The 14,667-nt window shown below is 61.8% G+C and carries 13 protein-coding genes; 11 read left to right on the forward strand and 2 right to left on the reverse strand.

Annotation, left to right across the window (positions count from 1 at the left end):
- Positions 1 to 57: 57 nt before the first annotated feature.
- Entirely contained in the window at positions 58 to 2,145 is a 2,088-nt protein-coding gene (locus Q0S71_RS21245) for a 3-hydroxyacyl-CoA dehydrogenase NAD-binding domain-containing protein (protein ID WP_296000098.1), read from the reverse strand.
- Between the two features lie 466 nt (positions 2,146 to 2,611).
- On the opposite strand from Q0S71_RS21245, the gene Q0S71_RS21250 reads away from it, so the two are divergent.
- The 4 genes from Q0S71_RS21250 to Q0S71_RS21265 are packed head-to-tail and all read left to right on the forward strand — an operon-like array spanning position 2,612 to position 7,266.
- A complete protein-coding gene (locus tag Q0S71_RS21250) occupies positions 2,612 to 4,309 on the forward strand; it encodes a PAS domain-containing methyl-accepting chemotaxis protein (RefSeq protein ID WP_296000111.1) in 1,698 nt (565 codons plus the stop codon).
- A gap of 5 nt (positions 4,310 to 4,314) precedes the next feature.
- Positions 4,315 to 5,133, forward strand: a complete 819-nt coding sequence (locus Q0S71_RS21255; protein WP_296000112.1) for a protein-glutamate O-methyltransferase CheR — start codon at positions 4,315 to 4,317, stop codon at positions 5,131 to 5,133.
- Positions 5,130 to 5,636, forward strand: coding sequence for a chemotaxis protein CheD (locus Q0S71_RS21260; protein ID WP_296000114.1), 507 nt, complete (start codon positions 5,130 to 5,132; stop codon positions 5,634 to 5,636). The genes Q0S71_RS21255 and Q0S71_RS21260 overlap by 4 nt, the downstream gene beginning before the upstream one ends.
- Positions 5,629 to 7,266: a chemotaxis protein CheW gene (locus tag Q0S71_RS21265; RefSeq protein WP_296000115.1), complete on the forward strand. Its 1,638-nt coding sequence runs from the start codon at positions 5,629 to 5,631 to the stop codon at positions 7,264 to 7,266. Before Q0S71_RS21260 ends, Q0S71_RS21265 begins: the two co-directional genes overlap by 8 nt.
- Positions 7,267 to 7,310: 44 nt before the next feature.
- Here the strand turns inward: Q0S71_RS21265 and Q0S71_RS21270 are convergent, their stop codons facing one another.
- Positions 7,311 to 8,963: a 3-(methylthio)propionyl-CoA ligase gene (locus Q0S71_RS21270; RefSeq protein ID WP_296000117.1), complete on the reverse strand. Its 1,653-nt coding sequence runs from the start codon at positions 8,961 to 8,963 to the stop codon at positions 7,311 to 7,313.
- Between the two features lie 254 nt (positions 8,964 to 9,217).
- On the opposite strand from Q0S71_RS21270, the gene Q0S71_RS21275 reads away from it, so the two are divergent.
- From Q0S71_RS21275 to Q0S71_RS21305, 7 genes are all read left to right on the forward strand, one after another.
- Positions 9,218 to 10,717, forward strand: a complete 1,500-nt coding sequence (locus Q0S71_RS21275) for a YdiU family protein (protein ID WP_296000118.1) — start codon at positions 9,218 to 9,220, stop codon at positions 10,715 to 10,717.
- Between the two features lie 18 nt (positions 10,718 to 10,735).
- On the forward strand, positions 10,736 to 11,131 hold the full coding sequence (msrB, locus tag Q0S71_RS21280) for a peptide-methionine (R)-S-oxide reductase MsrB (protein ID WP_296000120.1): 396 nt from the start codon (positions 10,736 to 10,738) through the stop codon (positions 11,129 to 11,131).
- A gap of 52 nt (positions 11,132 to 11,183) precedes the next feature.
- Positions 11,184 to 11,816, forward strand: a complete 633-nt coding sequence (locus Q0S71_RS21285; RefSeq protein ID WP_296000121.1) for a septation protein A — start codon at positions 11,184 to 11,186, stop codon at positions 11,814 to 11,816.
- Positions 11,813 to 12,085, forward strand: a complete 273-nt coding sequence (locus Q0S71_RS21290; RefSeq protein WP_296000122.1) for a BolA family transcriptional regulator — start codon at positions 11,813 to 11,815, stop codon at positions 12,083 to 12,085. Before Q0S71_RS21285 ends, Q0S71_RS21290 begins: the two co-directional genes overlap by 4 nt.
- 111 nt (positions 12,086 to 12,196) lie before the next feature.
- Positions 12,197 to 12,976 (forward strand): peptidyl-prolyl cis-trans isomerase, encoded by a 780-nt coding sequence (locus Q0S71_RS21295; RefSeq protein ID WP_296000123.1) that lies wholly within the window; start codon positions 12,197 to 12,199, stop codon positions 12,974 to 12,976.
- A gap of 99 nt (positions 12,977 to 13,075) precedes the next feature.
- A complete protein-coding gene (locus Q0S71_RS21300; RefSeq protein WP_296000125.1) occupies positions 13,076 to 13,852 on the forward strand; it encodes a peptidylprolyl isomerase in 777 nt (258 codons plus the stop codon).
- Between the two features lie 85 nt (positions 13,853 to 13,937).
- A complete protein-coding gene (locus tag Q0S71_RS21305) occupies positions 13,938 to 14,606 on the forward strand; it encodes a DNA alkylation repair protein (RefSeq protein WP_296000126.1) in 669 nt (222 codons plus the stop codon).
- The last annotated feature ends 61 nt before the right edge of the window (positions 14,607 to 14,667 follow it).

A 14,667-nucleotide genomic window follows, 5' to 3' on the forward strand; every position in this document is an offset into this window, starting at 1 on the left:
CCGCGCACTTGCGACGGGCGGCGGCCTGTGCCTGGTGTGGGTCGATGCGGTGCGGAGTCAACCGTTGAAGGTCTGGCCTTCCCTGGCTAGCCGGAGCAGCAGCGGCGCCGCCTTCCACGCCTCGCCGTGAAGGCCGCGCGCATATTTCTCGATGGCCGACAGCACGTTCGGCAAGCCGACCGTGTCGGCGTAGAACATCGGTCCGCCGCGGAACAGCGGGAAGCCATAGCCGGTCAAATACACCATATCGATGTCGGAGGCGCGCATGGCGATGCCCTCCTCCAATATCAGCGCCGCCTCGTTGACCATGGAATACACCAGCCGCTCGACGATTTCCTGGTCGCCGACCTTGCGCCGCCCCACGCCGAGGTCGGCCGAATGCTGGACGATCATCGCATTGACCTGCTCGTTCGGATAAGCCTTGCGGTCGCCCGCCTTGTAGTCGTACCAGCCGGCGCCGCTCTTCTGGCCGTAGCGGCCCATTTCGCACAGCAGGTCGGCGGTTTTCGAATAACTGATGTCGGGCGACTCGATGTAGCGGCGCTTGCGGATATACCAGCCGATGTCGTTGCCGGCCAGGTCGCCCATGCGGAACGGCCCCATCGCGAAGCCGAATTTCTCGACCGCCTTGTCGACCTGCTCCGGCAAGCAGCCTTCTTCCAGCAGGAAGCCGGCTTGCCGGCTGTATTGCTCTATCATGCGGTTGCCGATGAAGCCGTCGCACACGCCGGAAACGACGCCGGTCTTCTTCAGTTTTTTCGACAGCGCCAGCGTGGTCGCCAGCACGTCCTTGCCGGTCTGGGCGCCGCGCACGATTTCCAGCAGCTTCATCACGTTGGCCGGGCTGAAGAAGTGGGTCCCGATCACATCCTGCGGCCGCGCCGTGAAAGCGGCGATCCGGTTCAAGTCCAGCGTGGACGTGTTCGATGCCAGGATGGCGCCCGGCTTCATCACCCGATCGAGTTGGCGGAACACGGTTTCCTTGACGCCCATGTCCTCGAACACGGCTTCGACGACGATGTCGGCCTGGCCGATCTCGTCATACGACAGCGTACCGCTCAGCAAAGCCATGCGCTGGTCGAACTTTTCCTGCGTCAGCTTGCCCTTCTTCATGGTGTTGTCGTAATTCTTGCGGATGGTCGCCAGGCCTTTGTCGAGCGCTTCCTGCGTGGTTTCCAGCATCACCACCGGAATGCCGGCGTTGACGAAGTTCATCGCGATACCGCCGCCCATGGTGCCGGCGCCGATCACGGCCGCGCTCTTGATGGCGCGCACCGGCGTGTCGGCCGGCACGTCCGGCACCTTGCCGGCGATGCGTTCGGCGAAGAAGGCGTGGCGCAGCGCCTTCGATTCGGTGGTCTGGATCAGGTGGATGAAGCGCTCGCGCTCGAACTTGAGGCCGTCTTCAAACTTCATCGTGACGGACGCGGCCACCGTTTCCACGCATTCCAGCGGCGCCGGATACGGACCCGACATGGCTTTCACCGTATTGCGCGAGAACTGCAAAAACGCTTCGTGGTTCGGATAATCGACCCGGCGGTCGCGCACTTTCGGCAGCGGCCGGATAGCGGCGATTTTTTCGGCAAAGGCGACGGCCGACGTCAGCAAATCGGCGTCGGCGCCGAACAGTTCATCGAACAGGCCGGCCTTGGCCAGCTTTTCCGACGCCACCGGCGTGCCGGAAACAATCATGTTCAAGGCCATTTCCAGGCCCAGCACGCGCGGCAGGCGCTGGGTGCCGCCGGCGCCCGGCAGCAGGCCCAGCTTCACTTCCGGCAGCGCGATCTGGGCGCCCGGCATCGCCACGCGGTAATGGCAGCCGAGCGCCAGTTCCAGCCCGCCGCCCATGCAGACGGTGTGGATGGCGGCCACCACCGGCTTGGTCGAGCCTTCGGCCGTGGCGATCAGGGTGTGCAGGTTCGGCTCGGCCAGCGCCTGCGGCGTGTTGAATTCCTTGATGTCGGCGCCGCCCGAGAACGCCTTGCCGGCGCCGGTGATGACGATGGCTTTGACGGCCTCGTCCGCCAGCGCCCGCTCGATGCCGTCGACGGCGGCCGTGCGCGTGGCCAGGCCCATGCCGTTGACCGGCGGGTTATTCAGCGTAATGACGGCAACGGAACCGTGGACTTGGTAATCGGCGCTCATGTCTCTTCCTTGTTGGTTTAGTGAAAACGTTAGTAAAAACGGATCGGTATGCGGAATTTCTCACTATACCGCACAAAAGAACGGTCGTATTATTTTTTTGCTGAATGCCATGTTTGCGGCCTCCGCCCCGCACCGCTGTGACCAATGCAATATGTATTTTTCATTAATATTTTCATTAATAGTTACCATCAATCCAGCTCATGCAGCCATATTGTTTTCGGAGGCGACTATCAAATCGGCGTAGATGAACAGACAATAGGCCACGATGATTTTCAGGCTTTCCCCAATAGAGTGTATTTAAATGATCCGAACCTTATTTCGGCGCTTGAATTAAATTTGAATGAGATAAATAATATACACACGCAGGAAACTTTCACCACATTAATTCTCTCCAAATATAACGCGCATTAAAATCTCTCCAAATATAACAGTATTTAAATTCTCTCCAATTATAACGGGAACCAATATGGATGCATCTACTCAAGTAATCGTCTCGCAAGACCTGGACATTCAAGCGATCAACACGGCGCTGAACCGGGTGCAGGCCCTGATCGAGTTCGACCTGGACGGCACCATCCTCCACGCCAACGAAAACTTCCTGCGCACGCTAGGCTATACGCTGGCCGAGGTGCAGGGCAAGCACCATGCCATCTTCTGCGAAGCGGAATACGCCAACTCGGCCGAATACAAAGACCTTTGGGCCCGCCTCGGCAGGGGCGAGTTCAGTCGCGGCCTGTTCAAGCGGGTCCGCAAGGACGGCGAGGAGGTGTGGATCAACGCCTCTTACAACCCCATCATCGACGCCAACGGCAAGGCCTACAAAGTCATCAAGTTCGCCACCGACATCACCGAGGTGAAACGGCAAGGCGCCGAATTTTCCGGCAAGGTCGACGCCATCGAGCGCTCGCAGGCCGTGATTGAGTTCGACCTCAGCGGCAAAATACTCACCGCCAATGAGAATTTCCTCAATGTCATGGGTTATGAACTCGACGACATCAAGGGCGATCACCACCGCATATTCGTCGAGCCGGAATTCAGCAACAGCCCCGAATATAAAAAGTTCTGGCAAAAACTGGCACGCGGCGAATTCGAAGGCGGCCGCTATAAACGCATCGGCAATCATGGCAAAGTGGTATGGATACAGGCTACCTATAATCCCATCCTCGATTTGAATGGCAAAGCTTATAAGGTGGTGAAATTCGCCATCGACATCACCGAGCAGGTCAATCTGGAAAACAGCGTCCAGGCCAAGGCCGCCAGCGACAATCACAAGGTCGATGTGCTGCTCGCATCGGTGGCCCAGGCCGCCAAGGGCGACCTGACGTGCAACATCGTGGTCGACGGCACGGAGCCGCTGGACCTGCTGGCCGGCGGCATCAGCAAGATGATCGCCGACCTGCGCTCGGTGATCGGCAACGTGGTCGGCGCCGCCAACGGCTTTGTCGACGCTTCGACCGCCATCGCCGAACGCTCGACCGGCGTGGCCGTCGGCACCCAGGCGCTGGGCGCCACCGTCGAGGAAATGAACGCGTCCATCGACGGCCTGACCAATTCCATCACCACCATCGCCGAAAACACCTCCAACGCCGACCAGCTCGCCAAAGCCACGCAGCTCGAGGCCGAAGCCGGCGCCAAGGCAGTCGCCAAATCGATCGAGGCCATGGACCTCATCAACCGCTCGTCGGAAGACATCGGCGAAATCGTCAAGGTCATCAGCGAAATCGCCAATCAGACCAATATGCTGGCCTTCAACGCCGCCATCGAAGCGGCCCGCGCCGGCGAACACGGCCTCGGCTTCTCGGTCGTCGCCGACGAGGTGCGCAAGCTGGCCGAGCGCTCCTCGCAAGCGACCAAGGAAATTTCCAAGCTGATAAATGAATCGGTCAAACGCGTCTCGACCGGCAGCGAAATTTCCAAACAGGCCAGCGACGCCTTCGACAAGATCGTCTCCGGCGTGGCCAAGACCACGCAAGCTATTTCCGACATCTCGCACGCGGCCAACGAACAGTCGCTGACGGCGCGCGAAGTGAGCACGGCGATCCAGTACATCGCCGAGGAAACGGAAAAATCGGCGGCCTCGTGCGAAAGCATCGCCCGCTCCATCGATGCGCTCAATGAACGCGCCGGCGGCCTGAACCAGATCGTTTCCGGTTTCGTGGTGTAACGACGATGGAACTCAACCCCACCATCCTGGCGAAACTCATCGTGCTGGTGCGCAAGCACACCGGCATCGCGATGACGGAGCGCAAGAGCGTGCTGCTGGAGCGCCGTCTGCGCCCCCGCATGCAAGCCTTGTCGCTCAGCAGCTATCAGGATTATCTGGACCGGGTTGAGCGCGATGGTGCCGAAATCCCGCATTTCATCGACCTCGTGACCACCAACGACACCCTGTTTTTCCGCACGCCGCAGGTGTGGGACTATTTCGCCGGCCGCTACTTGCCGGACTGGTGGGCCGCCCACCACGGCAAGACGCTCCACATCTGGTCGGCCGCCGCCGCCAGCGGCGAGGAGCTGTACTCGATCGCCATGTTGTGCGAGCAATTCAAGCTGGGCACGCCGGCGTTCCGCTATCACATCCACGCCACCGATATTTCGCAGCAAATCCTGGGCCAGGCCGCCGCCGGCCAGTACGAGGGCCGTTCGGTGGAACGCCTGCAAAGTTCCCATCCCGACTTGTTTAAAAAGTATTTCATCGTGACCGGCAAAGTCGCGCGCGTGCCCGACGAGCTGAAGAAACACGTCAGCTTCGGCCAGCACAACCTGCTCCAGCCCTTGCGGCCGGCGCAGCGCTTCGATTTGATTTTCCTGCGCAATGTGCTGATCTATTTCGACATCGAACACCAGAAGACGGTGTTGCAGCAAGCCCGACACAGCATGGCGCCGCACGCCCGGCTGATCCTGGGCGAGTCGGAAACCATCAGCCGCCTGGAAACGGCTTACCAGTTCGAGCAAACCATGATCTACAAACTAGACGAGGCCGCGGCATGATGAACCAACAACGAGAACAACAGCCCCATCAGGTCGGCATGGGTCAGCTGAAGATCGGCTGCCACTCCGAACGGCTGCAGGCCGTGCTCGGCTCCTGCGTCGGCATCGGCTTTATCTGGAAAAAAGGCGGGCGCTGCGGCCTGGCCCACTGCCTGTTGCCGGAAGCGCCGCAAGAGGACGCGTGCCTGGGCGCGCGCTACGTCAGCCAGGCGGTGCCGTCGCTGCTGCGCCTGATGGGCGTGCGCGTGGAAGATTATCCGGACGTGGAAGTGATACTGGCGGGCGGCGCCAGCATGTTCGGCGGCGAATCGAGCCGGCTGCGGATCGGCCAGCAAAACGTGGCCGCCGCGCAAAAATATCTGCAACAGTGTGGCTTGAACGTGCGCTACACCGACCTGGGCGGCAAACGCGGGCGGCAAATGCAGATCGATTGCACCGACCAGACCTTCTCCATCACGGACCTGGTGGCCCTCACGCCGGAAAGCGCCTACGACCATGTCTGACGTCGCCGAGATACATGCAATCCTGGACCTGGACAGCGAAGTGGCCGTGACCGCCACCGTGGCGGTGGCCGCTCCGGCGGCGCCGGCCGTCGAGCTGTTCGGTTCCTTCATGCTGGGCGCCGATGAGTTCGCGCTGCCGGCCAGCTGCATCCGTGAAGTGGTCAACTTCCCGGACAAGATGAGCGCCCTGCCGCTGTCGCCACCCTTCCTCGAGGGCGTGTTCACGCTGCGCGGCACGGTCATTCCGGTGGTCAATCTGGGCCGCGTGTTCCGTCCCGACGCCCCGCCGGCCGAGCGCAGCCACAAAATCGCCATCCTCGACTTCCAGCAAGTGCTGGTCGGCATACTATTCCACGACACCGGCGAAATCCTGCGTGTGCGGGCCGAGCAGCGCAGCAGCCTCAGCTATCAACACGGCGCCGTCCAGGGCGTGATCGCCGGCACCATCTTGCTCGACGACGGCGAACGGCTGGTGCAAGTGCTCAATCCGGCCGCGCTGGCGCAGATAGAAAACGTGCCCCATGTGCTGGCGCTCAAGGCCGCCAGCCGCAAGCTGGATCAGCGCCAGTTCCACGCGGCGGCGCAGCGGCGCCAGTGCGTCAGCTTCCGCGTCGGCGACAGCAGCTTCGCCTTTGACATGGCGGCGATCCAGGAAATCATCAATGTGCCGGAATTGCACACCTCCATCTTGAACAGCCAGCTGTGCATGGGGCGCATCAATTTTCGCGGCAGTCCGGTGGCGGTGGTCGACTTCGCCGTGTTGCTGGGCGGCGATACTGCCAGGGCGGCCAAGACCGCCACAGCCGGTGCCGACGGCGCGCGCGTGCCGCTGCCCAGCCAGCGCATCGTGGTCGCCCGCATCGACGATGCAACGGTTGGCTTCCTGGTCGATTCGGTCGATAACATCGTCCATTTTTACCCGGACGAAGTGATGCCGATACCGTTGCTGAGCAAGGCGCGGGCCGGCATGTTCGGCGGTTGCATTTCGCGGCCGGAGCTGGGCGACATCATCTTCCTCGATCATCGCGGAATTTTCTCCAACACCGAGATCATCGAGATGCGCAATGGCCACGCCAACCTCTACCCCGACGAAGCCAAGGCGGTCGAAAAGGCGCAGCAACGCGATAAACGCAAGGCCTTGCGCCAGGTCTACATTACCTTCGCGCTGGAAAACACGTTTGCGGTGGAAATCAAGCAGGTGCGCGAAATCATCGATTTTTCCAGCGCCGTGACGAGCACGCCCGGCATGCCGCCCTTCATGCGCGGCATGCTCAATCTGCGCCAACAGATGATTAGCGTGGTCGACCTGCGCCGCCTGTACGGCATGGCGGAACTCGATAATCTGGCGCGGGCGAAAATCCTCATCGTCGAGCGCGGCGAGGAGCGCTACGGCTTGCTGGTCGACGCCGTCGAAAACATCATGACCATCGACGACAGCAAGCGTTTCGCCGCGCCCAAGATGATGCGCAACAATAGCGGCCCGGCCGATCTGCGCAACGAAATGGATGAAGTGATCGATATCGACGCCGAAGGCGACAAGGCGCACCAAACCCTGTGCGTGTTCGAGTGCGAACGGCTGTTGCAAAAGCTGGCGCTGGCGATGCCGGGGGCGACGGCCGCGGCGGCGTGATCGGCGCGCGGTCGTATGTCGTCGCGTGATATCGCAGAAACCGCTCAGGCTGTCGGCAGGCGGTAATCCCTGAACTGTTCGCGCAGCTTGTTTTTCTGGATCTTGCCGGTGCCGCCGACCGGCAGCGCCTCGACGAACACCACGTCGTCCGGCAACCACCATTTGGCGATCTTGCCGTCGAAATAAGCGAGCAATTGCTCGCGGCTCACTGCCTGCCCCGGCCGCAACACGACCACCAGCAGCGGCCGCTCGTCCCACTTCGGATGCGCGATGCCGATGCAGGCCGCCTGCATCACGGCCGGATGCGCGACGGCGATGTTTTCCAGGTCGATGGTGCCTATCCACTCGCCGCCGGACTTGATGACGTCCTTGCTGCGGTCGGTGATCTGCATATAACCGTCGGCATCGATGGTGGCGACGTCGCCCGTGGGGAACCAGCCGTCTTGCAGCACGTCGCCGCCCTCGTCCTTGAAATAGCGCGCAATGATCCACGGTCCTTGGACCAGCAGATGCCCATATTGCACGCCATCCCACGGCAATTCCACACCATCGTCGTCGACTATCTTCATGTCTACGCCATACACGGCGTGCCCCTGCTTTTGCAACACCTTGCGCTGCGCCTCTTTCGGCAAGCTCAAATGCTTGCACATCAAACCGCCGGTGGTGCCCAGCGGCGACATTTCCGTCATGCCCCAACCGTGGATCACGTCGACGCCGAATTCATCGATCAGCGTGTCCATCATGGCCGGCGGGCAGGCCGAGCCACCGATCACGGTGCGGCGGAAGGTCGAAAACTTCAGCTGATTTTGCAGCGCGTAATTAATCAGGCCCAGCCAGACGGTCGGCACGCCGGCCGAGAACGTCACGCGCTCGCTCTCGAACAATTCGTAGACCGACTTGCCGTCCAGCGCGGCGCCGGGAAACACCAGTTTGGCGCCCGACAGCGGCACCGAATACGGCAAGCCCCAGGCGTTGACGTGGAACATGGGCACCACCGGCATCACCGTGTCTTGCGACGACACATTCAGGGCGTTCGGCAGCGCGGAACCATAGGCGTGCAACACGGTCGAGCGGTGCGAATACAGGGCGCCCTTGGGATGGCCCGTGGTGCCGGAGGTGTAGCACAGCGTGGCAGCCGAGTTTTCGTCGAACAGCGGCCAGGCGTAATCGTCGGTGTGGCTGTCGATCAAGTCTTCGTAGCACATCAGGCCGGCGATCTTGCTGGCGGCCGGCATGCGGTCGCGGTCGCACATCAGTATCCAGCCCCTCACGGTCTGGCAATGCGGCGCGATCGCTTCCACCAGCGGCAAAAAAGTCAGGTCGAACAGCAGGTACTGGTCTTCGGCGTGATTGGCGATATAGGCGATCTGCTCGGGATGCAGGCGCGGATTGATGGTGTGCAAGACGGCGCCCGAGCCGGACACCGCGTAATATGCCTCCAGATGCCGATAACCGTTCCAGGCCAGCGTGGCGACGCGCTCGCCCATTTGCACGCCCAGCGCTTGCAAGGCGTTGGCCAGGCGGCGCGCGCGACTATGGCAGTCGGCGAAAGTGTAGCGGTGCAGGTCGCCTTCGATGCGGCGCGAGACGATTTCGCTGCCGCCATAGTGGCGCGCGGCGAAGGTGATGATGCTGGAAATGAGCAGCGGCTGGTCCATCATCTGGCCCATCACCGGGCTCCGCGGATAAGTCGACATGGGCGCTCCTGCAATATTGTCTGATGGGGAACGAGTGTCGAACGCGGTGGCGGCAGCGTCAATGTATTTCGATGTTGCGCCGCACCAGCGCCCGGCGCGACCGGCAACGCCGCTCAAAACCGATGTGAGCGCGCGTAACAGTGCGTTACCGAGTGTAACGGTCCGTGCAAAACGCGAGTTTGGCCCGATAGTATCGCCACTCTGCGGTAAAATTCCGAATCCCCCTCGCCGAGCGGACAATCGCAGCTTATTGAATGACTGGAACCGCCATTACCGCTACCGCCGCCAACCTGCCGCTGGACAACTCGTTCGCAACGCTGCCCCCGGACTTCTACACCCGGCTGATGCCGACGCCGCTGCCGGCGCCGTATCTGGTCGGGGTCAGCACGCCCGCCGCCGCCCTGCTCGGCCTCGACCCGGCGCGCCTGGCCGAAGCCGATTTCGTCGCCCTGCTGGCCGGCAATGCCGTGCCCGACAGCGCCCGTCCGCTGGCGGCCGTCTATTCCGGCCACCAGTTCGGCGTCTGGGCCGGCCAGCTCGGCGATGGCCGCGCGATCTTGCTGGGCGATATGGCCAGCACGGCCGGCCCCATGGAATTGCAGCTCAAGGGCGCCGGCATGACGCCGTATTCGCGCATGGGCGACGGCCGCGCCGTGCTGCGCTCGTCGATCCGCGAATTCCTGTGCTCGGAGGCGATGCACGCGCTCGGCATCCCAACGTCGCGCGCACTGTCCGTCGCGGGCTCGGACCAGTACATCATGCGCGAAACGCCGGAAACCTCGGCCGTCGTGTTGCGCATGGCGCCCAGCTTCGTGCGCTTCGGTTCTTTCGAGCACTGGTTCCACAAGGACAAGCCGGAACAGTTGAAGTTGCTGGCCGATTATGTGATCGCCCGCTTCTACCCGCAACTGGCCGCCACCGCCAATCCCTACCAGGGCTTGCTGGAAGCGGTCACGCGCCGCACCGCGCACATGATCGCGCACTGGCAGGCCGTCGGTTTCATGCACGGGGTGATGAACACGGACAATATGTCCATCCTCGGCCTGACGCTGGACTACGGCCCCTACGGCTTCATGGAAGCCTTCGACGCCCAGCACATCTGCAACCACACCGACCAGCAAGGCCGCTATTCCTACGCCATGCAGCCGCAGATCGGCCACTGGAATTGTTACGCGCTGGGCCAGGCGCTGCTGCCCTTGATAGGCGACACCGACGCGGCGCAGCGGGCGCTCGACGTCTACCAGCCGGAGTTCGGCGCCAAGATCGACGAGCTGATGCTGGCCAAGCTGGGGCTGGCGCGCGCCGCCTCGCCCGAACAGCAGGAAGACGACCGCATGCTGTTCGACGCCATGTTCACGCTGATGCAGGACAATCACGTCGACTTCACGCTGTTCTTCCGCCGCCTCGGCAATCTGCGCGCGCAAGACCCGGCGCAGGACGCGCCGCTGCGCGACCTGTTCCTGGACCGGCCCGCCTTCGACGCCTGGGCCGAGCGCTACCGCGACCGCCTGCGCCAGGAAGGCCGCGGCGACGCGGCGCGCAAGCTTGCGATGGACGCGGTCAACCCCAAATACATACTGCGTAACTACCTGGCGCAAGTTGCCATCGAAAAAGCGCAAAATAAAGACTACAGTGAATTGGCGCGCCTGCTGACCGTGCTGCAAAAGCCGTTCGACGAACAGCCCGAGCACGAATCATACGCGGCGCTGCCGCCCGACTGGGCCAGCCACCTCGAAGTGAGCTGTTCCTCCTGACCCCGAAAGAGAGTAACCATGACCGACAAAGTACAAAAGACCGACGCCGAATGGCGCGCCGCGCTGGACCCGATGGAATACCAGGTGACGCGCCACGCCGCCACCGAACGCGCTTTCACCGGCAAGTTCTGGGACCACCACGAGCACGGCATCTATACCTGCGTCTGCTGCGACACGCCGCTGTTCGAGTCCGACGCCAAATTCGATTCCGGCTGCGGCTGGCCGAGCTATTTCAAGGCGCTGGACCCGGCCAACGTCATCGAAAAGGTCGACCGCGCCCACGGCATGGTGCGCACCGAGATCATCTGCGCCGTCTGCGACGCCCACCTGGGCCACGTGTTCCCGGACGGCCCGCCGCCGACCGGCCTGCGCTATTGCATCAATTCGGCGTCGCTGCGCTTCGACCCGCAATAATCCGCCATAATAAAAATAAAACCAATCATCATCACCCGACCTCCACGCCATCATGAAATTCCTGTTCGACTTCTTCCCGCTGCTGGTCTTCTTCATTTCCTATAAATGGGCCGGCATGAACGCCGAACTGGCGCAAACCTGGATCAACGCCCACATGGGCGGCATGATCTCGGGCGGCTCCGTCACGGCCGACCAGTCGGCCATCGTGATCGCCACGCTGGCCGGCATCGCCGCCACCGTGTTGCAAATCAGCTACGTGCTGGCCCGCCGCCGCAAGGTCGACTTCGTGCTGTGGATGTCGCTGTTCATGTTCGCCTTCTTCGGCGGCCTGACGATTTATTTCCACGACGAAGATTTCATTAAATGGAAGCTGACGGTGATCTATTGGTGCTTCGCGCTGAGCCTGATCGGCGGCCAGTTGCTATTCAAAAAGAATCTGATGCGCAAGTCGATGGAACACGTGATCCAGTTGCCGGATCCGATCTGGCGGCGCGTCAATCTGGCGTGGATGGCCTTCTTTACGGCCATGGGCTTTTTGAATCTGTATGTCGCCTTTGTTTTGTTTAAGGGCAATACCAGTGCCTGGGTCAGTTTCAAAGCCTTCGGTTCCACCTCCATCATGTTCGTGTTTATCGTGATCCAAACCCTGTATTTATCGAAACATATGAAGGACGAAGAAGCATGAACGATACCCGCATCGAACTACTCCGCCAGCGCCTGCAGGCGGCGCTGGAACCGCAGGAAATCGTGCTCGACGACGACTCCGCCCTGCACGCCGGCCACGCCGGAGCCGCCTCCGGTGGCGGCCATTACAATTTACGTATCGTTTCGGCCCGTTTTGAGGGTTTGAAACTGGTTACAAGACATCGACTCGTGTATGATTCCGTGCACGATATGATGCATAAAGAAATTCATGCATTGGCCATTACCGCACTGGCACCGTCCGAAGTATGATGTAGCGCAAGGCGCCGGTCGATCCGCTTATAAGACGTATTAACACGACGCATAAACGATAGACCTCCTCCTCGCATATTTACGCAACTTTTCCCTTTACAGGAATTAATAATGACCTTCAAGCCAGCCCGTTTGCTGCTCGCCCTGCTCGCCGTTGTCGCCGCTCCCGCTTTTGCTCAAAACGTCGCCGTGGTGAACGGTAAAGCCATCCCTACTTCCCGCGTTGACGCCGTCGTCAAGCAAGTTGTGGCCCAAGGCCAGCAACCTGACTCGCCACAGCTGCGCGAGCTCATCAAGAAAGACTTGATCGGCCGCGAAGTGATGATGCAGGAAGCGGAAAAAGAAGGTTTCGGCAAGGATGCGGCCGTCAAAGCGCAAATCGAAAACGCCCGCCAAGCCATCATCATCAACGCCCTGGTCGGCGACTACGTCAAGAAAAACCCGGTGACGGACGCCGCCGTCAAGGCCGAGTACGACAAGTTCACGGCCCAGGCCGGCGACAAGGAATACCATGTGCGCCACATCCTGCTGGGCACCGAAGCGGAAGCGAACGACGTGATCGCCAAGCTCAAGGGCGGCGCCAAGTTCGAGGACCTGGCCAAGCTGTCGAAAGACACCGGTTCGGCATCGAACGGCGGCGACCTCGACTGGGCCACCCCGTCGTCGTTCCCGAAAGTATTCTCGGACGCCTTCGTCGGCCTGCAAAAAGGCCAGTACACCGACAAGCCGGTGCAGAGCCCGAACGGCTTCCACGTCATCAAAGTGGACGACATCCGCGCCGCCAAGCTGCCGACGCTGGAAGAAGTGAAGCCGCAAATCGCGGAAAAACTGACCCAGGACAAGCTGCAAGCCTACCAGGCTGAGTTGGTCAAGAAAGCAAAAGTCCAGTAAGCTGGACCCCGCCGGCGCCCCTCCAGGGCGCCGGTTTCACGTTAGACCCTGCGTCCGGCCCGTCCGGCGTGCTCTCTTGTTTATTTATAGGATGTGATAATGATTGTGAAGCCAGCCCGCCTGTTGTTAGCCTTGTGCGCGATCGCCGCCGCACCCTCTTTCGCCCAAACCGCCGTCACCGTCAACGGCAAGGCCATTCCGACATCGCGCGTAGACCAGATGGTCCAGCAAGTCATCGCCCAGGGCAAGCAGCCGGATTCGCCGCAGCTGCGCGAAGCGGCCAAGAAGGAATTGATCGGCCGCGAAGTGCTGGTCCAGGAAGCCGACAAGCAAGGCTTCGGCACCCACGCCGACGTCAAGGCGCAAGTGGAAAACGCGCGCCAGAGCATCATCATCAACGCCATGCTGGGCGACTACGTCAAGAAGCATCCGCTCAAGGATGGCGAAGTCAAGGCCGAGTATGAAAAGGTCAAGGCCGCCAACGCCGGCACCGAATACCACACCCGCCACATCCTGGTCGAGACCGAAGCGCAAGCGAAGGACATCATCGCCAAGATCAAGGCCGGCGGCAAGTTCGACGAGCTGGCCAAGGTGTCGAAAGACGGCTCGGCCAACAACGGCGGCGACCTCGGCTGGGTCACTCCCGGCAAACTGGTCAAGCCATTCGCCGACGCCATGGTCGCCCTCAAGCCCGGCCAGATGACCGACACCCCGGTCAAGTCCGAGTTCGGCTACCACGTCATCAAGGTCGAGGAATCGCGCCCGGTGCAGATCCCGCCGCTGGAACAGGTCAAGGGCCGCATCGAAGAGATGCTGCAACAGCAAAAAATCGCCGCCTACCGCGACGAACTGCTGAAAAAAGCCACGGTGAAATAATCGCCGGTGCCGCTCAAGAACGCTTCTTCGGGAGCGTTTTTTTTCGCCCCGCCGCTACACCTCCCACGCCACCTTCCAGGCCGCCATGGACCACGCTTTTTTCGATGCCGTCAACCTGGCGCTGCAAGGCGCCGCCCAGCCCGAGCGCCGCGCCGCCATGCGCGCCTATATGCGCGAGCAGTTCGTCTTCATCGGCATCCCGACGCCGCAACGGCGGCTGGCGCTGCGACCTCTGTTGAAACCGCTGCAAGGCTCGGGGCCGAAGCTGCTGCTGGCCTGCGCCTCGTCGCTGTGGGACCGGCCCGAGCGCGAATACCAGTACGCCGCCCTCGATTTGCTGATGCTGCACTGGCGCGAGTTGGGCACCGACCACATACCGGCGCTGCTGGCGCTGGCACAGCGCAAACCGTGGTGGGACACGGTCGACGGCCTGGCCGCCATCGTCGGCGACGTGCTGCACGAATCGCACAGCGGCATGGACGCGGCGCTGCGCCATCCCAGCTTCTGGGTGCGCCGCATCGCCATGCTGCACCAGCTGGGACGGCGCGGCCGCACCGACGTCGAACGCCTGTTTTCGTATGCGCTGGCGCTGTCGCCGGAGAAGGAGTTTTTCATCCAGAAAGCCATCGGCTGGGCGCTGCGCGACTACGCCCACCACGCGCCCGACGCCACCCGCGCCTTCCTCGACGCCGAGCGCGTGCACCTGCCGGCGCTCAGCTATCGCGAAGCCTACAAGCATTTGAAAAAGGGCTGACGCGTTTGCCCCGGCGCGCGCCGTTCGCGTTAGAATTTGAGTCCCAGCCAGCACCCGCACC

The sequence above is a fragment of the Rugamonas sp. genome (genome assembly GCF_025354735.1).
GTDB lineage: Bacteria > Pseudomonadota > Gammaproteobacteria > Burkholderiales > Burkholderiaceae_D > Rugamonas.

What these genes read in the sequence shown, in the direction of transcription:
- Q0S71_RS21245 (WP_296000098.1), bottom strand. Translation starts at nt 2,145, where the DNA reads ATGAGCGCCGATTACCAAGTCCACGGTTCCGTTGCCGTCATTACGCTG.
- Q0S71_RS21250 (WP_296000111.1), top strand. Translation starts at nt 2,612, where the DNA reads ATGGATGCATCTACTCAAGTAATCGTCTCGCAAGACCTGGACATTCAA.
- Q0S71_RS21255 (WP_296000112.1), top strand. Translation starts at nt 4,315, where the DNA reads ATGGAACTCAACCCCACCATCCTGGCGAAACTCATCGTGCTGGTGCGC.
- Q0S71_RS21260 (WP_296000114.1), top strand. Translation starts at nt 5,130, where the DNA reads ATGATGAACCAACAACGAGAACAACAGCCCCATCAGGTCGGCATGGGT.
- Q0S71_RS21265 (WP_296000115.1), top strand. Translation starts at nt 5,629, where the DNA reads ATGTCTGACGTCGCCGAGATACATGCAATCCTGGACCTGGACAGCGAA.
- Q0S71_RS21270 (WP_296000117.1), bottom strand. Translation starts at nt 8,963, where the DNA reads ATGTCGACTTATCCGCGGAGCCCGGTGATGGGCCAGATGATGGACCAG.
- Q0S71_RS21275 (WP_296000118.1), top strand. Translation starts at nt 9,218, where the DNA reads ATGACTGGAACCGCCATTACCGCTACCGCCGCCAACCTGCCGCTGGAC.
- msrB (WP_296000120.1), top strand. Translation starts at nt 10,736, where the DNA reads ATGACCGACAAAGTACAAAAGACCGACGCCGAATGGCGCGCCGCGCTG.
- Q0S71_RS21285 (WP_296000121.1), top strand. Translation starts at nt 11,184, where the DNA reads ATGAAATTCCTGTTCGACTTCTTCCCGCTGCTGGTCTTCTTCATTTCC.
- Q0S71_RS21290 (WP_296000122.1), top strand. Translation starts at nt 11,813, where the DNA reads ATGAACGATACCCGCATCGAACTACTCCGCCAGCGCCTGCAGGCGGCG.
- Q0S71_RS21295 (WP_296000123.1), top strand. Translation starts at nt 12,197, where the DNA reads ATGACCTTCAAGCCAGCCCGTTTGCTGCTCGCCCTGCTCGCCGTTGTC.
- Q0S71_RS21300 (WP_296000125.1), top strand. Translation starts at nt 13,076, where the DNA reads ATGATTGTGAAGCCAGCCCGCCTGTTGTTAGCCTTGTGCGCGATCGCC.
- Q0S71_RS21305 (WP_296000126.1), top strand. Translation starts at nt 13,938, where the DNA reads ATGGACCACGCTTTTTTCGATGCCGTCAACCTGGCGCTGCAAGGCGCC.